The following is a 17,813-nucleotide window of genomic DNA, read 5'->3' as shown; positions in this document are numbered from 1 at the left end:
CGGCTCAATTTCTCTGACTCACACTAAGCCTGATGACACAAGCTAGTGTAAAGTTTACCCCTATTTGTCACCCCACTCAAGAGTGATGGGTTATTTCTGCCGCGCTGCACTAGCCTACTAGCTGTACATAACTTAGCTAGTTTTATGATTTGGGCCAATAATCATCTTTGATAGGAAGTAATCAAGACTTCAGAAATTCTACCGCGCTTGCTAGCCTTTGAGTTAATTAATCGAGAGGCTGATATCAGGTTAATGTTAAAGTCACTGTAGAGGTTTCGGATAAATTCGCAATCTGAATTAGAAAGCATCACCTTAACACCACGATCTGCTAATTCTGCAAAGACTTCTTTCAGTCTCATCTGGTCATTTTGATTAAACGAGTTACGACTATACGCAGTAAAGTTACTCGTGGGGCTTAAAGGGTGATAGGGTGGGTCGAAGTAGACGAAATCATCACTACTGCTTGCATACCCAAGGATATCCTCAAAAGGTCTAACGGAAATTTTGGCACTTTGCAGGGCAGCACAAACTGAACGAAGCAAAGTCGGATTACAAATTGTCGGACTTTTATATTTCCCAATTGGAACATTAAACTCCCCTTTGGAGTTTTCTCGGTACAAGCCGTTGAAGCAAGTTTTGTTGAGATAAATTAAACGAGCCGCTTTTTCCGTATTACTAATACAGTTACTTTGACGAATCTGATAGTAATACTCGGAACAATGGTTGCGTTGATGCACTTCTAAGCTTTCAATCAACTCCTCAACGTTATCCCTAACACAGCGGTAAGCATTCACGAGTTCAGCATTAATGTCTGTCAGTGTAGCTGAGTAGGGATTGAGATAAAAGAATACAGCGCCACCACCCAAAAAAGGTTCATAGTAGGTCTTAAACCTCTTGGGAAAATAAGGGATATATTGCTGAATCAGCTTATTTTTTCCACCAGCCCACTTGAGAAAGGGACGTGGTGAAGGAGATTGTAGCACACTAGTAGACATTTATCTAAAAATAGCTGATTGATAAAAACTAACCTCTATTCTCGCTTCGGTGCCTGCTGGGTGTCCTCTCTGCTGAAGTAGTTCCGTTTGCCAAGAGAATACTATGGTAACGGCAACGATACTAGCCAAACAGTGCGTCTTAGCCTAGAACATCAGGAAGATTATGATTAGAGCCTACGCAAAGAGCAACCTGGATGCTGTTGTGAAGGTTTGGAAAAGGCTTTCGTCTAGTTAGCAGGACTCAAACGTAACACCATTGCTTGTCGATCGCGCTCACAAATGCTACCAGTTAAGAGGCAGTGACTATTAGCCGTTTGGGTTCGGCTGCTCTACTTATGAATGAATTTTTGCAAAACGTTTCTCGCTATCCACGCTACTTTATCACCATCGTCTTAGGAATCTTCTTTGCGCTATTTGGGAACTTAAAGCCGTTGATGAAAAATCCTGTCACTGCGATCGCGGTGCTTGGGGTATTCATTGGAGGCTTCTGTTTCCTTACCTTCACTCTCCGCGCCATGCTGGGGTTGAGTCCGATGTAAACTAGTACTCTATCAATCACTTGAGTCGTTTTGTCGTATCCGCTTAAAGATGCAACAAAACGGTGTCTGTATAAGCAGCATCTGTATCTGTCATTTCCAGCTTGACAGGTCACCATTAGTTTGCCTGACGAGAAGGCTCTTGAGCGGGTACTAGTTGCTGAATCTCCCTTTTGACGGACGTTATAAGAATCAACTCCCCGTCACAATTCCTGTAGGCAACTACAAGGAGTTGTTTGAAATAATTCCTGTACTGTAACAAGGGGGGCGTTATGCCTACAAGTCGCCGTGTTTCTCGCGTTGCTGCGCTGATTCAGGAAGAAGTCAGCCAGATGGTACTTCACGACATCAAAGATGATCGTGTTGGTGCAGGGATGGTTAGCATTACCGATGTCGATGTTTCGGGTGACCTCCAACATGCCAAAATCTATGTGTCGATCTATGGCACTGATGAGGTAAGAGTAGAGACAATGGCTGGGTTAAAGTCAGCCACAGGTTATGTCCGTCGTGAGTTAGGTCGGCGGATGCGTCTGCGTCGAACACCAGAGGTGGTGTTTATCGAAGACAGAGGAATTGAGCGAGGCGATCGCATGTTGGCATTGCTGAATCAGCTAAACCAAGAACGTCAAGGCAAAGAACTAGAAGAGGATATTCCTGAGGCGGAAAGTTGAAAAACGGGCTGAAGTCACTGCCAGATTTGAATGACCTTTCTATAAAAGAGCAGGTCGCGCAAATGGTCGTAGTTCGGGCATCTGGCTACCTGTTCGATCACCAAATTCAATATCCGGCTTGGGAACCTCCGGCGGCTCAATTGCAGCACTGGTTGCAAGATTTAGGGGTCGGTGGTGTCATTCTGTTGGGAGGTAGTGCTGGGGAACTAGCGCTGAGAACACAGCAACTTCAAGATTGGGCAAAAGTCCCCTTACTTATTGCTGCTGACATTGAAGAAGGCGTAGGTCAACGCTTTGCTGGTGCAACCTGGTTTCCCCCACCGATGGCGATTGGGTCAATTGCCTTGAAAGACCCACGACAAGCGGAATTTTACGCCGAGCAAATGGGTGCAATTACCGCTCAGGAAGCCTTGGCAATCGGGATCAACTGGGTTCTCGCTCCCGTCGTCGATGTGAACAACAATCCCCGCAACCCCGTGATTAACGTCCGGGCATTTGGTGAGACACCTGAAGCGGTGAGCCAATTGGCGTGTGCCTTCATTCGGGGAGCGAAACAGTATCCTGTATTAACTACGGCTAAACACTTTCCCGGACATGGCGATACAGCCACCGATTCTCATATCGATCTGCCTGTGTTGCCTCACTCGCCAGCGCGACTCGCGAAAGTGGAACTTCCCCCGTTTGCTAATGCGATCGCATCGGGTGTCGATACCGTAATGAGTGCCCACCTGCTGATTCCGGCTTGGGATGAACAAAATCCTGCTACACTATCCGAGCTAGTGTTGACGGAGTTGCTGCGATGCTGCTTGAAATTTGAGGGTTTGATTGTCACAGATGCCCTAATCATGGGTGCGATCGCCAATCGCTATGGAGAAAACGTTGCCCCTGTAATGGCTGTAGAAGCAGGTGCTGATATTTTGCTGATGCCCGCTAACCCGGAAGGCGCGATTCAATCGGTATGTGATGCCGTCGAGGATGGACGCATTTCACCCGAACGCATTCAAGACTCTGTTGAGCGAATTTGGAAAGCTAAAGAGAAGGTAGCTCTAGCGTCAGAGGCACAGAAAGAAACCTCTAAACTAACCTCCCCCATTCACATTGCCCTAAATCAAATTGCCCAACCTGTTGCTTTGGCTACGGCAGCGAAGATTCTCAAAGATTCCCAACAAGTTGCGGGTTCCCTGCCTCTACAACCAGAATCCTACAGTAGCCATAAGCTACGTAACTTGATTGTCGTAGACGATGCTTTAGCTTGTGATTTTCTGGGACGCAATACACCTGCTGTCGCCTTCCCAACTCAACTCGGCTACGAACTTCAAATTGTTGACAGCCATACCCCACCGACGCAGGAAGAGGCTGATGCTGCGATCGCCAAGCGCCCAACGCTCCTACAGCTATTTATCCGGGGTAACCCGTTCCGAGGAAGTGCTGGATTAACGCCAGTCGCTGAGCAGTGGTTTAAGAAATTATTAAAAACGGATGATCTACAGGCTCTAATAATTTACGGTAGCCCTTATGTCCTAACGCAGTTTCTCCCACATTTGCCAGCCGAGACCCCTTGTGTGTTTTCCTATGGACAGATGCCGGAAGCACAAGCGATCGCCCTTGAAGTTTTGTTTTCTCAAAGTGTCCCACTTAGTAGTTTTGCGCTGTTCCTTTAAGTTTTATTAAGATTTTATCAATCTGCTCTTAACAAAACGATTAGCTAAACGCACCTAACTAGCCAAGGCTAACGCCCAAACCGCAAGCATTTCGTGGTGAAGAAGCTAAGCTTGAGCATCTCTTCAGTATGTTTACCTTTAGTCGCTCTTATCAAAACCGCAAAAATCTTTGTAACTCTCTATACTGAACTAAATTTCTTTTCCCGCTAGCGAGTATTCGATTATAGTTATCGTAGCTCTGTTTTTTACCAGGCTAATACCTATGAGTGCTAACTTAATGCAATCTACGCCCCCGGTTTATTACTCTATCGACGTGATTCAAGACGAAGCACGGCATTTGGTAGAGAAGGGCATCGTTAGTCGTCAGCAACCAATCTACGTGCTTTGCCAGTACATCCCCGCTCGTGAGTGGGTTTGCATTGAATGCGAACTAGAGCGGTGCAACTTCTTGCTCAGAGACCGCATTGCTGATTTGATGGGTAATGAAGAGTGGGATAACGACTAAGTCCTGCGTGTGTTGATGAGAAGGAAGACAAGCGCCAGGGCGCTTCAAGGCACTGAAAATCAATTTACACTGCCTGAATGCCACGAGAGGAAAGTGAGATTAACTCACTAGCCTGCCGATCATCACTGGCAAAGTTTGAAACGGATATCTGAATAGATCAAGCAGCATAGAGCATAGTGTTCCCTTAAGCTCTACATAGTTTCGTGTTTGTTGACCCAAAAAGTTGTTAAAGCTTACCCCTATTGGTTTTATAGGTTAATTCTTGCCTCAAAAACCTAAGGGCGATAATTACCGGTCAATTTTTGACCTTTTACTTTGTACTCTGTTTAACTCTCCTAAAGAATCTTCCTTTAGAACGAGTTATTCTGCGAAGCAGGCATGATACGAAACCTTCTCAATTGCTTCACAAAGAGACACAAATTAATAACTTTGACCCAGAAAAAACGCGGTCATCGTGCTGGCGCAGTAGTTGCGCCAACTTACAGCTAAATGAGCACGAACCTTAAGTGTTGGCTTCAGGGTTACGCAGCTTCTCTAGCTCAGTTCGGATAGCGGCGATTTGGGCAGTAAGTTCCTCAATCTCTAGTTGCACATTCGGCGGAGTCGTCGTCGTTGGAGGGGTTGTAACGCTATCGCTAGACGTTCCGGCTGTTGGGTAGGGATTCGAGTTGCTTTGTTGCCTTAATATCGACTCAATAAAACTTCGGGCTTCTTGCTCGGTGATTTGTCCTTTTTCTGCCCATTCCGTTACCCGCTGAGTTAATTCTGATCTCAACTGGGTTAAGTTTTCTTCTCGCTTTTGAGGGTCTTGCAACGTTTCAACGAGGGAAGTAGTTGCCCCTAGAGAAACTCGAAACCCAGTTTGTAGTAGTTCTAAGAGATTGTTGGAGTTCATCTAAGTAATCTTTGCTGTGAGTTTATGCCGGGATGAGAGAATACCCGTCAAGTTGACATTTTTACGCTGACTGGTTGGTAAGGCGATCGCTGTTGGTTGCGAGATGTGAGACGGTGCTACCAAATTATGACCTTAATAAGGTTGTAGCGACTGCCTCGAAAGTCGCCCAATAGCAAAAAACTAACCACGTCTTTTCACCTAATTAACACTGAATCCCTGTTTCTTCAACAGCCTCTAGCCTACTTGCTCAAGATACTGGCTTACATCCTCAATCAGGCGAGTCAGTTCTGCTTCTGTAGTTAGGCGGATACGCTCATCACGCAGAGTAATTAAAACTTTGGCGGCAAAGGGAGTTGGCCAAATGTTGGGATTGCAGAAGACTTCGAGAAAGACATCCCCAGAAAAGCGGTACTCCATCGGTTTTTGAGGATTGGGTTTGCCGCCACCACTGGCAGCTTGAGTTACCGCTTTTAGGCTTTGCATCAATTGCGCGATCGCAGATTGCAAATCTCTAGCCGCCTCTGCTGTGAAACTAAACGAAACCGAACCCTCGACCAGATTGAGAGTGAGTTGAGGTAAAGCCATGGGCAATGAATCTTTATATTTGATACTAATGCTAGAAGATGTAATCAAGTTCCTGGAAGAATTTACCAAAGAATCAGGTGAGTTGGGGTGTCTTTATTAAAAAGAATCTCAAGAAGCTGGGGAAATTACTGAAGTTAAATAGAACTCAGCTTAATTAATAGTAAGGCTTTCAGGCATTCTAGCCACTAAACTAAATGCCAAGGACGTTAATAAAATAATTGGGTAGCGTCTATGGTGCTAGATAACCGCTCGGAAGTTCGTAAAGTCTTACTGATTACTCTGCTACTCAATCTATTTGTAATGGGATTAAAGGCAGTTGTAGGATTTTCGACGGGTTCTCTCAGTCTGCAAGCGGATGCTTTGCATAGTGTGACTGATAGTGCCAACAATGTTTTGGGTTTAATTGCCAGTCGCTTTTCTTCCCCTCAACCCGATCGAGATCATCCCTATGGACACCAGAAATTTGAAGCCTTAGGTGCGTTGGGGATTGCTGCTTTTTTGGGCATTGCTTGTTTTGAAATTCTTCAAGGAGGGATTGAGCGCTTGTTTCAGGGGCTGACTCCGATTAATATCTCGGTCCCTGAACTATGGTTGCTGTTGATTGTTCTGGGTGTCAATATTTTTGTTACCTTCTATGAGCGACATGTCGGCAAGCGAGTCGGCAGCGCCATTTTGATTGCTGATGCTCAACATACGATGAGCGATGTTTGGGTAACGATTACTGTTCTGGTAGGGTTAATTGGAGTTTGGCAGGGGCGAGTCTTAAATTTTCCCCAACTACAGTGGTTGGATGTAATTCTCGCTTTTCCTGTCGCGCTGCTAGTGTTTAGCAGTGGTTGGAATGTGTTGAAGGATAATTTACCCTGGCTAGTCGATGAAATGGCGATCGCACCTGAAGCCATTCAATCCATCGTCATGGAAGTTCCTGGTGTTATTAACTGCCACGACATTGCTTCCCGTGGACTTTTAGGGCGTCAAGTCTTCATTGAAATGCACATGATTGTAAATGCCAAAGACGTGGAAACCGCGCACCAAATTACTGAGGCTGTGGAACATCGTTTAGAAGAACGCTTCAGTCCTGTTCGAGTTGTGATTCATGTTGAGCCACCAAATTACCAGTCTGATCAGATTAGCTTTGAGCAAGAAACAACCTAGAAAGCTCATAGTTTTCCACAGACATGGGCACTTTTCCACAGAAAATTGCGAGTTTTCCACAAACATAAGGAAAAGCTAATCTTTGTCAGCGCATTTCTTAACCAGGAAATGATTAGCCAAGTTTGACAGCTTGTCTTTTGACCTTGACAGTTGCTCCTTACAAAATAAGACAACTTTTAAATTTCCGAGTTGAGTTCTCTCAAGCGAGGACTTGAGATATACCAATTTACTAAAACCTACATTACACATCTGTCAGCTATGAGTCGCTTCTACAGAATCTTGATTAGCTTAGGTATTGTTGTTGCCATCCTTATTCTTCCGTTCAAGACACAAGCTTTGGCTGCACCAACATCCAGCACAGCAATAAGTGCTAACGACTTTTTGATTTTGGGCGTGGAGAAGACTTCACAAGGGAACTTACAGCAAGCGATTGAAGACTTCACACAAGCGATCGCACTTGATTCTAACTTGGCAGTTGCCTACATCAATCGGTGTCTAGTCTACATCCAGTTAGGAGACTATCAGTATGCTACGGAAGATTGTACTCAGGCACTGCAACACAATCCTAATAACGTTGAAGCTTATCTCAATCGGGGTCTCGCCTACTACAGACAAGGACGTTATCAAGCGGCAGTCGCTGATTATAACCAGGTGACTCAGTTCAATCCCGTAGACTACCGAGCTTACTACAACCGGGGGCTAGCGCGTTTTGAGCAGGAAGATTATCAAGGTGCGATCGCAGATTACAACCAGGCATTACGCCAGATTTTGCAGCAAGACAATCAACAACTCGCTACAATCTACAACGATCGTGGACTGGCATACTTGCAGCAAGGAAACCTTTCTGGAGCAATGCTAGACTTCTCTAGGGCAATTCGCCTTAATGTCAATGATGCCAGGGCTTACTATAACCGAGGCTGCGCTTGTCATCGACAAGGAGATTATGCTGGTGCAATTCGAGACTTCACTCACTCACTACAACACCACCCCAATCAAGCAGAAGCCTATGTCAATCGTGGGCTTGTTCGTTACCAAGTTGGGTATCAGCAAGCTGCTTTTGAAGATTTGTATCGGGCAGCGAAATGCTTTTGTAATCAAGGACAGGTGAGAGCTTATCGCCAAACTCTCAACTTGATCCAAAAGCTAAGGCAGCCCTCTCCCATTTCCTTTGAAGTCGCGTAGTTTCTTGATAAAGAACCATGAGAACTCAGCGTGTTGCACAATCACAGGATGATTTTGTGGAATGGGCGTATGATCTACGCCCATTAAACTTATAGCTGAAACCGGAATTTTAAAGGGTGCAAGCCTTGCACCCCTACACAAATTCAGGCAAGAAACAGGTGGATGAATCGCCATCCCTCTCATTGTGCAACGCCCAACTCAGGGCAATTTTCTTCTGGAAGTCCCTCAAGCAGATAACTGTCCAGTCATCTCATCCTCTTTACGTTGAGATTCAGCTTGGGAGGCAAGGAGTTTTTCCTTATCCTGCTTGCGTTTTTTAGCATAGAACTGAATCGTTGCTGCCATGACAATAATCATGCCTAAGATTCCCCAAGCGGTGATATCTGTGGGTAAATTGTTTTTAAACACCGCTAACAAGACAATTGCCACTAAAAGGACGGTTGGGACTTCATTGAGAACGCGAAAATGCTGACTATTCCAAGTACATTTGTCGGCTGCTAGTTGGCGCATGAGGCGACCACAGTAATGATGGTAGCCAATTAAAGCGACAACAAAAGCCAGTTTGATGTGTAACCAACCGTCTTTCAGCACTTCTGGCTCAGTAGTCAATAATGCGATCGCCATTATGACTGTCAGCACCATTCCTGGCGTTGTAATCAGCTTATAAAGACGTTTCTCCATAATCTGATATTGGTTTTTGAGAATTGTTTGGGCGGGTTCAGGCTCCTGTGCCGCCTCGGCGTGATAGACGAAAAGACGTACCAGGTAGAACAATCCAGCAAACCAAACGACAACCCCAATCAAGTGAAACGCTTTGAACCAGTAATAAGCCATGAATTGTATCCTTTAATAGTTGAGTCGCTTTTTGTAGGTAAGCCTTGTCCATCCTACTTGCTCTACACTAGGGGAGCTTACGTTACCTTTACAGAATTTCAACAAAAAAACAGGTTGCGCCAGAAGACAACCTGCCTAAAATCAACATTAAGTATTTGGATTCACTGGTTTACCAACAACAACTCACCTCAACAAGCCATTTATTGCCTAACGCAAGAGTGAAAGCTCAAGCTGGAATTCTCAACTAGATAGAATCTGGGTCAACTCCCATCTCACGTAATCGCTCAGCCAGTCTAACTGCCTTTTGCTCTGCCGACTCTGCGCGTTGCTCTGCCATGAGCGCTCGTTCGCTACCGGTTAGTAACAGATTGCCCTGCAAACTCCACCAGCGAAGCCAGCGTTGAGTCTGGTTCTGATAAGCTCCCTCCCAGACACCGACTTCTACCTCCATCGGTGAGATAGGATAATGTCCGCGCTCATTCGGAGTCATCCGCTGATAGCGCACTCCTACTAGTTGATACAACTCCAACTCGCCGCTGTTGACGAAGAAGATGCCGTAGTAGGGAATCCGCATGATCCGTTCATACACCCAGAACTTACCGGGGCGAGTAGTTACGCCTTCTTCTGCATACGAAAGTGGGGTTTGGTCACGCTCCTCGCTGCCATCACCAGAGGCAAACTCTAAGGCGATCGTCGGTGCAATAAATTCTCGCCACAAAACGTAAGAGCGGCGAATCTCGCCCTTTAATCTTGGTGGCACATTCGGTACATAAAACCAATCTGGTGCTTCTGCCCCTTTCTCTGGCGGTTCAGTTTCACGCCAGTAGATGCCGCAATCCTGACCGATCGCATACTGTCCATCTGGATGAATTCGTTCCAGCGTCGTCCCGATCGAGTCAGTTAGGATCAGAGATTGAGGATGCTCCTGGAAATTTTTCACAAACGAACCATCCGACTCTGGTAGCTGCGTGTGGTCGGGAAATTGAGGCGGCAACCCACTGGGAGCCAATGCATTTTGAGCAAGGGTTTCACTCATCCCTATTCCACTCATTTCAATCTGGCTTCAGCATAGCGTAACTGCTTATGCTAGAAGCTGGAGATTTTACCAAAAAACCTGTATCTCGTTTTGGTCTCGACACAAAAAACAGGTTGCGCCACAGCGCAACCTGTCTAAAAGCAACATTAAGCGTTTGGATTCGCTGGGCTTGCCGTCAATAACTCAGCAGGCAAGCGCTTGAAAGCAAGGCGTTCGAGTTCTACATCGACAAAGATGGTGTCTCCGTCCTGGAACTCACCTCGGAGGATACCCTTAGCAAGTTGCGTTTCCAGTTCGCGCTGGATCGCTCGCTTCAACGGACGTGCGCCATAAACAGGGTCATAGCCCACTTCTGCTAAGAAGTCGAGAGTACTATCAGAGAGCTTTAATGACATCTTGCGATCGGCTAGCCGTTGCTCTAAACGCTGGGTTTGCAGATGGACGATATGCCGTAACTGGTGTTTCTGCAAGGCGTGGAAGATGATTATCTCGTCAATCCGGTTGAGGAACTCTGGACGGAAGCTAGAACGCATTGCATCCATAACCCGACTCCGCATCTCTTCGTACTGATTGTCATCAGCAGCAATATCGATAATGTACTGGGAACCGATATTACTGGTCATGATGATAACGGTGTTCTTGAAGTCCACCGTATGACCTTGAGCATCGGTGACGCGACCATCGTCCAGGATTTGGAGCATCACGTTGAAGACATCGGGGTGAGCCTTCTCAATTTCGTCAAAGAGAATCACAGCATAAGGACGGCGACGAATGGCTTCGGTTAGCTGACCGCCTTCTTCATAACCAACGTATCCGGGAGGCGCACCTATCAGTCTGGAAACAGCGTGCTTCTCCATGTACTCGGACATATCAATCCGCACTAAGGCATCTTCTGTGTCGAAGAGATAAGCTGCCAAAGCTTTTGCCAGTTCTGTCTTACCGACACCTGTGGGACCAAGGAAGATAAAGCTAGCTGTGGGGCGATTGGGGTCAGCCAAACCTGCACGCGATCGCTGAATTGCATCGGCAACCGCTGTTACTGCCTCATCCTGACCGACTACCCGATTGTGCAGCTCATCTTCCAGGTGCAGCAGCTTCTCCATCTCGGACTCTACGAGCTTGCTGATTGGAATACCTGTCCACTTGGAGATGATTTCAGCAATGTCAGATTCTGTGACTTCCTCCCGCAACAGGGACTTGCCGCTGGTTTGGGTGGCTGCCAAGTGGGATTCGGCTTCTTGTACTGAGGCTTGCAACTCAGTTAGTTTGCCATATTTCAGCTCAGCTGCTCGGTTGAGGTCGTAGTTGCGCTCAGCTTGCTGGATTTCGACATCAACTCGCTCAATCTCTTTTTTGATGCCTTGAATGCGTTCGATGACATCTTTTTCTGACTGCCATTGAGCATTCAACGCACGTTGATCTTCCTTGAGGTCAGCGAGTTCTCGTTCCAGTCTGTCCAACCGATCTCTGGAGGCGCGATCGCTTTCTTTTTGCAGCGACAACCGCTCCATTTCTAGCTGGAGGATTTTACGATCGATTTCATCGAGTTCTTCGGGCTTGGAGGTAATCTCCATTTTCAGCCGTGCGGCGGCTTCATCCATCAGGTCAATCGCTTTGTCTGGTAAGAAGCGATCGCTAATGTAGCGAGTAGACAAGGTAGCTGCGGCGACTAAGGCACTGTCCGAAATCTTGACACCGTGGTGGTTTTCATAGCGCTCCTTCAGTCCTCGCAAGATCGAGATTGTATCTTCCACACTGGGCTGATCAATATAGACCTGCTGAAAGCGTCGCTCTAAGGCGGCATCTTTCTCAATGTATTTGCGGTACTCATCAAGTGTTGTCGCACCAATACAGCGCAACTCACCTCGCGCCAACATCGGTTTTAGTAAGTTGCCTGCATCCATTGCGCCTTGAGTTGCACCAGCACCCACAACAGTGTGGATTTCATCAATAAACAGGATGATTTGACCATCAGAGTCTGTAACTTCTTTCAGAACGGCTTTCAAGCGCTCTTCAAATTCACCCCGAAATTTGGCACCTGCAATCAGTGCCCCCATATCTAGAGCAATCAATTGCCGATTTTTGAGAGATTGGGGAACGTCATCGTCAACAATTCGCTTTGCAAGTCCTTCTGCGATCGCGGTTTTACCGACCCCAGGTTCCCCAATCAGCACTGGGTTGTTTTTGGTACGACGAGAGAGGATTTGAACCGTGCGGCGAATCTCATCATCCCGACCAATTACTGGGTCAAGTTTACCTTCACGAGCAGCTGCCGTTAGGTCACGTCCATATTTTTCCAGTGCTTCATACTTGCCTTCTGGGTTTTGGTCGGTCACTTTCTGGTTCCCTCGAATTTGGTCAATCACGCTTCTGAGCTTCTTCTCATCTAGTTTAAATTCCTGGAATAAAGCCTTGCCAAAGCGATCATCTTTGACATAAGCCAGCAACAGATGCTCAATGGAGATGTAATCGTCTTTATATTCTTTGCGATAGGACTCTGCTCGATCTAACAGGGAATCGAGACTGCGCCCTAGATAGACAGATTCACTGCTGCCAGATACCTTAGGCTGACGCTGGATAAATTGTTCTACAGCATCACGCACTCGCGGCATCGGTACTTCAAGTTTATTGAAAACGCTGCTGGCAAGTCCCTCTTGCTCTAAGAGGGCTTTCATTAGGTGTTCACTCTCTAGCTGTTGGTGGTGAGAGGCTTTCGCGACTTCTGGAGTACGTGCGATCGCTTCCCAGGCTTTTTCTGTAAATTGGTTAGGGTTATTTGGTTGCATAGAGTATCAATCTCCCATAATCTGTTTTATAGTAAGTCGCAAGTACAATTGCTCTTCTGTACTAGAAATCGACGTAAAAATCAGGGGTTGGGGCATATTCCTCAACACACTGAATGTAACTTATCTTTAATAACTCGCTAGTAATAGCTTCCTCACCCTAAGGGTAGGGATCACCCTAAACATTTAAAGTTTGTGCTTTGCCTACCAGAGTCAAAGCTTTTCACCTCATCTGTTTACCATTGATTCCGTGAATAGAAACCTACCCTTGAAAAGCTTAGGAAGTGGATAACAAAATATTGTGATTCTTTTCTACACCTCTGGTTCTACACCCAACGCTCTAAGTTGTGCCGCCAATTGCTCCGCTCGTTGATGCTCCTGTTCAGCTCGTTGACGCTCCTGTTCAGCTCGTTCCTCACCCGTTAATAAAAGATTTCCTTGCAAATCCCACCAACGCAACCAAGGTAATTCTGCATTGAGATACTGACCTTGCCAAATGCCTAATTCAATGCCTAGCTGAGAGATAGGATAGTGCCCTCGTTCATTAGCTGCTACGAGTTCATAGCGATTTTCTACCAAGTGATACACCTCCACACTGGCTCGGTTCACTTCATAAATGCCATAAAACGCCGGACGAATCACCTGCTCATAAACCCAAAACTTCCCAGTCATGGGCGTTCTATCTCGCTCCTCTGAGCCATCACCTGAAACAAACTCTAAGACAATCAGTGGTGCAATGTACTCTTGCCACAAAACATAAGAACGCCGCATTTGACCGTTTAGAGTAGGCGGTACATTCGGCACATAAAACCAATCTGGAGCTTCTGCACCTCTTTCGGGTGGTTCAGTAATGCGCCAATAGATACCTGAATCTTGCCCAATGCAGTATTGCCCATCCGGATGAAGTTGTTGCAAAATTGGCTGGATTGAGTCAGTTAGCAGGATGCTCTGAGGATGTTCTTGGAGATTTTTCACAAAGGTACCATCTGACTCCGGGAGCTGAGTATGGTCAGGGAAGGAGTAGCCTAACTCTATCGGTGTGAAAGCAGAACTCATAAGCAATAGTGTTTTAAAGACAGTAGCTTTCGTTCTAGTCTGTGCTTCTATCGTAGATAGAAACACAAAAAGAATCGCAAGAAGGAAACTATGGTGAATCCTTTTGACCCGGATGACGACTTGCCATTAGATGAAGATGAAGACCTCTTTGGTCGCACCTTAGAAGACTTCACCATGACGGGTAGACTCCGCCGATTCCACGAATCTTTTGATAGCAGCATCCGTGCCATCTTGCAGGTTTGCCTATTCCGCATTCACGATGAAGACGGGGTTCTCATATTCCAGATTCTTTGCCCTAACCAAGCTGTACAGAAACGCCTTTTCACTAAGCGAGAAAAAGTTCGCAACACCCTTCAATGGTTTTGGAGCAACCTCGACTACTATGCCTTCTGCTTTGAGAAAGAGGCTTTAGAGTGTCAGATACTAAATATGAAGCGCTACAGAGGTGGTGTTTGAGCCAGATTTAGCTTCTAGGACACTTAAGCTGTCGGAAATTAAGTAAGTGCAATCACTTCGGGAAAAATTTATTTTTATTCACAAAAACCCTGGCTTCGTTCACAAAGGCCTGACTCGCTGTCTTAACTGCTTATCTAGCTAAGCCAACAACTCAAACACGCTTCACTCAGTTTTCATTGGTTAAATTGATTGAAATCCTTGCTGTATAAGCTATTGGATGCCTTAGCTTAGGATTAAACAGCCTTGTGAGCTAATGGTTCAGAGTGCTGATTCAGTATAAGCAACGATATTTTTTGTTTTTTGTACCTATTTATATAAAGTAAAACAATAAATTTTAAAATAAGGTCTACAGCTTTATTCAGATTGCTTTTGAGACTATCAAGACAATTCAATAACTTCTTAAGCTGAATATGTAGTTTTTATTGCCCATTCCAGCAGAAATGCCTCTTTCATTTCGTTTGTAGTTAGTCAATAATGCAATCAACGCCCCGATAGGAGCACTTTCTTCGCTGGCTGTAGGTGCGTTAGTGAAGCGGCAACTAAGTTCCATCGCTTATGTAACAGTTCTCAGTTAAATGAGGTACAGCTAAAAGCTGTGAAACAGCGCTACTAGTCAGGAAAACCAAAAAGCTGATGGCTGATAGCTTTCTGCTATATGCAGGCTATTTAAGCGGCAAAGACAATATTCAAGTTTTAATCCGAACGATAGGAGACGAAGAAGAGTGAAACTTTCAGTTTATGGAAAAGGCGGTATTGGTAAATCAACCACCAGTTGCAATATCTCAGTCGCATTGGCGCGTCGTGGCAAGAAGGTGCTGCAAATTGGTTGCGACCCGAAGCACGATAGTACCTTTACTCTTACAGGCTTTTTGATTCCCACGATTATCGATACGCTTCAGGAAAAGGATTACCACTACGAAGATGTCTGGCCTGAAGATGTCATCTATAAAGGTTATGGCGGCGTTGACTGCGTAGAAGCAGGTGGCCCTCCGGCTGGTGCAGGTTGTGGTGGCTATGTCGTTGGTGAGACAGTAAAGCTACTCAAAGAACTCAACGCTTTTGATGAGTACGATGTCATTCTGTTTGACGTTCTGGGTGATGTGGTTTGTGGTGGTTTTGCTGCTCCCCTCAACTATTCTGACTACTGCATGATTGTCACAGACAACGGCTTCGATGCCTTGTTTGCCGCAAATCGGATTGCTGCATCTGTGCGTGAAAAAGCTCGTACTCACCCCCTACGTCTAGCGGGTTTGATTGGCAACCGGACATCGAAGCGTGACCTGATTGATAAATATATTGATTCAGTACCGATGCCAGTTCTTGAGATTCTGCCCCTAATTGAAGACATCCGCGTTTCTCGAGTGAAGGGGAAAACTCTGTTTGAGATGGCAGAGACTGACCCTTCTCTCAACTACGTCTGCGATTACTACCTGAACATTGCTGACCAGATTTTGGCGTGTCCAGAAGGTGTTGTGCCGAATGACTCTCCTGATCGGGAGTTGTTCTCCTTGCTATCTGACTTCTACCTCAATCCGGCTCAACCGCCAGTGAGGACAGAGGAAGAAGAGTTAGACCTAATGATGGTTTGATAGCTTCATCGCTTTGCCGCATAAAAGCTAAAGCTACACAAGCAAAGCCCTTCTAGCTGGGCTTCCAAAAACAAAGTTATTGGGAGACGGGTGTCTCCTGATAGGTTTTTAATGACTTGTTTAAGAGAAGAGGAGATAAGATTTTTCCATGACCGTTGCTCAACCTGAACCTTTAAATTTTGAGTGTGAAACCGGAAATTACCATACCTTTTGCCCAATTAGCTGTGTTGCATGGCTATACCAGAAGATTGAAGATAGTTTCTTTTTGGTGATTGGCACCAAGACGTGTGGCTATTTCCTCCAGAACGCTATGGGCGTGATGATTTTTGCAGAACCGCGCTATGCGATGGCGGAGTTGGAAGAGGGGGATATTTCGGCACAACTGAATGATTACGAAGAACTGAAGCGTTTGTGCTTGCAGATTAAACGCGATCGCAACCCTAGCGTGATTGTCTGGATTGGCACCTGCACCACTGAAATCATCAAGATGGATTTGGAAGGCTTAGCTCCTAAACTAGAAGCTGAGATTGGTATCCCCATCGTTACCGCTCGTGCCAATGGCTTAGACTATGCTTTTACCCAGGGTGAAGACACCGTACTAGCCGCAATGGCTCACCGTTGTCCTGATAAAGCTCCTGTGATGGAAGCAGAGAAAGAAGAACGGAATGCGATCGCTAAACTCCTCAACTTCGGACGCAAGAAAGAAGATGTGGTTGCCGAAGAGACAGAATACGTCGATCATCCACCACTCGTATTGTTTGGTTCCCTGCCTGACCCCGTTGTTACTAACCTGACACTAGAACTCAAAAAACAGGGAATTAAAGTTTCCGGCTGGCTACCCTCCAAGCGATACACTGAGTTGCCAGTCATTGAAGAAGGCTACTACGTTTCTGGTGTCAACCCCTTCCTCAGCCGTACTGCCACCACATTGATGCGTCGCCGCAAGTGTAAGCTGATTGGCGCACCCTTCCCAATTGGCCCCGATGGCACCCGTGCCTGGATTGAGAAAATTTGTTCCGTATTTGGGATTGAACCGAAAGGGTTGGATGAGCGGGAAGCCCAAATTTGGGCAGGTATGGAAGACTACCTCAAGCTGATTCGTGGCAAGTCAGTCTTCTTCATGGGTGATAATTTGCTGGAAATCTCTCTGGCACGTTTCCTGATTCGTTGTGGCATGACTTGCCCAGAAATTGGTATTCCTTATATGGACAAGCGCTATCAGGCGGCTGAGTTAGCGTTGCTAGAGAAGACTTGCCAAGAAATGGGTGTCCCGACACCAACGATTGTCGAGAAGCCGGACAACTATAACCAGATTAAGCGGATTCAAGAACAGGAAATCGATTTAGTCATCACTGGTATGGCTCATGCTAACCCACTGGAAGCACGGGGTATCAATACCAAGTGGTCGGTTGAATTTACCTTTGCTCAGATTCACGGCTTTACGAATGCTCGTGACATTCTGGAGTTGGCGACTCGTCCGCTACGCCGGAATAACAACCTCAAAGACTTAGGTTGGGACAAGCTGGTGAAGGAAGAAGCGAAGGTTTGACCTCTCCCCCTACCCCTCTCCTACGAGGATACTGCTGGCGAATCAGGGGTAACACCCCTCACTTCAACGAGAAATTAATGCTTTCAGCTGGCGATCGCATTATTTAGCTTGCCTGGTAAACCCTGTAAATTCCTTGGGGTGAGGGGGCAAACCCACCATTCGCCAGCAGTATCCTACGAGGAGAGGGGTGTAAGAAAAAAGTCTCTTCTCATTAGACCTATCCGTAAATGCGAAATGCTTGCTGTAAGACGGTTTGAGAGATAATGGCACCCGTGCGAATCGAACGTTCAATTGACGTAATAATCAAGCTTGGAGGGGAGAATTT

At 46.1% G+C, this 17,813-nt stretch carries 17 protein-coding genes; 9 read left to right on the top strand and 8 right to left on the bottom strand.

The annotated features are described in order from the left end of the window. Positions 1 to 161: 161 nt before the first annotated feature. A complete protein-coding gene (locus H6F98_RS22695; protein ID WP_192220988.1) occupies positions 162 to 995 on the bottom strand; it encodes a DNA adenine methylase in 834 nt (277 codons plus the stop codon). A 335-nt stretch (positions 996 to 1,330) separates the two neighbouring features. On the opposite strand from H6F98_RS22695, the gene H6F98_RS22690 reads away from it, so the two are divergent. The 4 genes from H6F98_RS22690 (at position 1,331) to H6F98_RS22675 (ending at position 4,368) form a co-directional block, all read left to right on the top strand. Continuing rightward, entirely contained in the window at positions 1,331 to 1,534 is a 204-nt protein-coding gene (locus H6F98_RS22690; RefSeq protein ID WP_192220991.1) for a DUF751 family protein, read from the top strand. 269 nt (positions 1,535 to 1,803) lie between these two features. Continuing rightward, positions 1,804 to 2,202: a 30S ribosome-binding factor RbfA gene (rbfA, locus tag H6F98_RS22685; protein ID WP_192220987.1), complete on the top strand. Its 399-nt coding sequence runs from the start codon at positions 1,804 to 1,806 to the stop codon at positions 2,200 to 2,202. Beyond that, a complete protein-coding gene (locus H6F98_RS22680; protein ID WP_277927609.1) occupies positions 2,199 to 3,863 on the top strand; it encodes a glycoside hydrolase family 3 N-terminal domain-containing protein in 1,665 nt (554 codons plus the stop codon). The genes rbfA and H6F98_RS22680 overlap by 4 nt, the downstream gene beginning before the upstream one ends. Positions 3,864 to 4,125: 262 nt before the next feature. Next, positions 4,126 to 4,368, top strand: coding sequence for a DUF4327 family protein (locus H6F98_RS22675; RefSeq protein WP_192220986.1), 243 nt, complete (start codon positions 4,126 to 4,128; stop codon positions 4,366 to 4,368). 502 nt (positions 4,369 to 4,870) lie between these two features. Here the strand turns inward: H6F98_RS22675 and H6F98_RS22670 are convergent. From H6F98_RS22670 to H6F98_RS22665, 3 genes are all read right to left on the bottom strand, one after another. Next, positions 4,871 to 5,263: a hypothetical protein gene (locus tag H6F98_RS22670; protein ID WP_192220985.1), complete on the bottom strand. Its 393-nt coding sequence runs from the start codon at positions 5,261 to 5,263 to the stop codon at positions 4,871 to 4,873. Continuing rightward, on the bottom strand, positions 5,264 to 5,386 hold the full coding sequence (locus tag H6F98_RS34205) for a hypothetical protein (protein WP_277927608.1): 123 nt from the start codon (positions 5,384 to 5,386) through the stop codon (positions 5,264 to 5,266). 111 nt (positions 5,387 to 5,497) lie between these two features. Further along, complete coding sequence (locus tag H6F98_RS22665; protein ID WP_192220984.1) at positions 5,498 to 5,848, bottom strand: hypothetical protein; 351 nt, start codon at positions 5,846 to 5,848, stop codon at positions 5,498 to 5,500. A 231-nt stretch (positions 5,849 to 6,079) separates the two neighbouring features. Here H6F98_RS22665 and H6F98_RS22660 point away from each other — a divergent pair, with 231 nt between their 5' ends. Next, positions 6,080 to 7,003, top strand: coding sequence for a cation diffusion facilitator family transporter (locus H6F98_RS22660; RefSeq protein WP_192220983.1), 924 nt, complete (start codon positions 6,080 to 6,082; stop codon positions 7,001 to 7,003). Positions 7,004 to 7,261: 258 nt separating this feature from the next. Next, entirely contained in the window at positions 7,262 to 8,185 is a 924-nt protein-coding gene (locus tag H6F98_RS22655) for a tetratricopeptide repeat protein (protein ID WP_192220982.1), read from the top strand. A 225-nt stretch (positions 8,186 to 8,410) separates the two neighbouring features. Here H6F98_RS22655 and hemJ read toward each other — a convergent pair whose 3' ends face one another. The 4 genes from hemJ to H6F98_RS22635 all read right to left on the bottom strand — a co-directional run bounded on the left by hemJ (position 8,411) and on the right by H6F98_RS22635 (position 13,894). After that, positions 8,411 to 9,019, bottom strand: coding sequence for a protoporphyrinogen oxidase HemJ (gene hemJ, locus H6F98_RS22650; RefSeq protein WP_192220981.1), 609 nt, complete (start codon positions 9,017 to 9,019; stop codon positions 8,411 to 8,413). 244 nt (positions 9,020 to 9,263) lie between these two features. Beyond that, positions 9,264 to 10,055, bottom strand: coding sequence for a Uma2 family endonuclease (locus H6F98_RS22645; RefSeq protein WP_192220980.1), 792 nt, complete (start codon positions 10,053 to 10,055; stop codon positions 9,264 to 9,266). Positions 10,056 to 10,201: 146 nt separating this feature from the next. Further along, entirely contained in the window at positions 10,202 to 12,841 is a 2,640-nt protein-coding gene (gene clpB, locus H6F98_RS22640; protein WP_192220979.1) for an ATP-dependent chaperone ClpB, read from the bottom strand. A gap of 309 nt (positions 12,842 to 13,150) precedes the next feature. Next, positions 13,151 to 13,894, bottom strand: a complete 744-nt coding sequence (locus H6F98_RS22635) for a Uma2 family endonuclease (RefSeq protein WP_192220978.1) — start codon at positions 13,892 to 13,894, stop codon at positions 13,151 to 13,153. A gap of 90 nt (positions 13,895 to 13,984) precedes the next feature. Between H6F98_RS22635 and H6F98_RS22630 the strand changes: the two genes are divergently transcribed. The 3 genes from H6F98_RS22630 (at position 13,985) to H6F98_RS22620 (ending at position 17,488) form a co-directional block, all read left to right on the top strand. Continuing rightward, a complete protein-coding gene (locus H6F98_RS22630; RefSeq protein WP_192220977.1) occupies positions 13,985 to 14,350 on the top strand; it encodes a hypothetical protein in 366 nt (121 codons plus the stop codon). A gap of 722 nt (positions 14,351 to 15,072) precedes the next feature. Further along, positions 15,073 to 15,939, top strand: coding sequence for a ferredoxin:protochlorophyllide reductase (ATP-dependent) iron-sulfur ATP-binding protein (gene bchL / locus H6F98_RS22625; protein ID WP_313929923.1), 867 nt, complete (start codon positions 15,073 to 15,075; stop codon positions 15,937 to 15,939). Between the two features lie 148 nt (positions 15,940 to 16,087). Next, complete coding sequence (locus tag H6F98_RS22620; protein WP_192220976.1) at positions 16,088 to 17,488, top strand: ferredoxin:protochlorophyllide reductase (ATP-dependent) subunit N; 1,401 nt, start codon at positions 16,088 to 16,090, stop codon at positions 17,486 to 17,488. Positions 17,489 to 17,813 lie beyond the last annotated feature (325 nt).

Origin of the sequence: Microcoleus sp. FACHB-SPT15 (assembly GCF_014849525.1) — a bacterium.
Taxonomy (GTDB): domain Bacteria; phylum Cyanobacteriota; class Cyanobacteriia; order Cyanobacteriales; family Coleofasciculaceae; genus Symplocastrum; species Symplocastrum torsivum.
This window is presented reverse-complemented; position numbering and strand designations above follow the sequence as displayed.

Excerpts from the sequence above, each read along its gene's own strand:
- H6F98_RS22630 (WP_192220977.1), top strand. The coding sequence starts at position 13,985 with ATGGTGAATCCTTTTGACCCGGATGACGACTTGCCATTAGATGAAGAT.
- H6F98_RS22670 (WP_192220985.1), bottom strand. The coding sequence starts at position 5,263 with ATGAACTCCAACAATCTCTTAGAACTACTACAAACTGGGTTTCGAGTT.
- clpB (WP_192220979.1), bottom strand. The coding sequence starts at position 12,841 with ATGCAACCAAATAACCCTAACCAATTTACAGAAAAAGCCTGGGAAGCG.
- rbfA (WP_192220987.1), top strand. The coding sequence starts at position 1,804 with ATGCCTACAAGTCGCCGTGTTTCTCGCGTTGCTGCGCTGATTCAGGAA.
- H6F98_RS22655 (WP_192220982.1), top strand. The coding sequence starts at position 7,262 with ATGAGTCGCTTCTACAGAATCTTGATTAGCTTAGGTATTGTTGTTGCC.
- H6F98_RS22675 (WP_192220986.1), top strand. The coding sequence starts at position 4,126 with ATGAGTGCTAACTTAATGCAATCTACGCCCCCGGTTTATTACTCTATC.
- H6F98_RS22690 (WP_192220991.1), top strand. The coding sequence starts at position 1,331 with ATGAATGAATTTTTGCAAAACGTTTCTCGCTATCCACGCTACTTTATC.
- H6F98_RS22660 (WP_192220983.1), top strand. The coding sequence starts at position 6,080 with ATGGTGCTAGATAACCGCTCGGAAGTTCGTAAAGTCTTACTGATTACT.
- hemJ (WP_192220981.1), bottom strand. The coding sequence starts at position 9,019 with ATGGCTTATTACTGGTTCAAAGCGTTTCACTTGATTGGGGTTGTCGTT.
- H6F98_RS22645 (WP_192220980.1), bottom strand. The coding sequence starts at position 10,055 with ATGAGTGAAACCCTTGCTCAAAATGCATTGGCTCCCAGTGGGTTGCCG.
- H6F98_RS22620 (WP_192220976.1), top strand. The coding sequence starts at position 16,088 with ATGACCGTTGCTCAACCTGAACCTTTAAATTTTGAGTGTGAAACCGGA.
- H6F98_RS22695 (WP_192220988.1), bottom strand. The coding sequence starts at position 995 with ATGTCTACTAGTGTGCTACAATCTCCTTCACCACGTCCCTTTCTCAAG.
- H6F98_RS22635 (WP_192220978.1), bottom strand. The coding sequence starts at position 13,894 with ATGAGTTCTGCTTTCACACCGATAGAGTTAGGCTACTCCTTCCCTGAC.
- H6F98_RS22665 (WP_192220984.1), bottom strand. The coding sequence starts at position 5,848 with ATGGCTTTACCTCAACTCACTCTCAATCTGGTCGAGGGTTCGGTTTCG.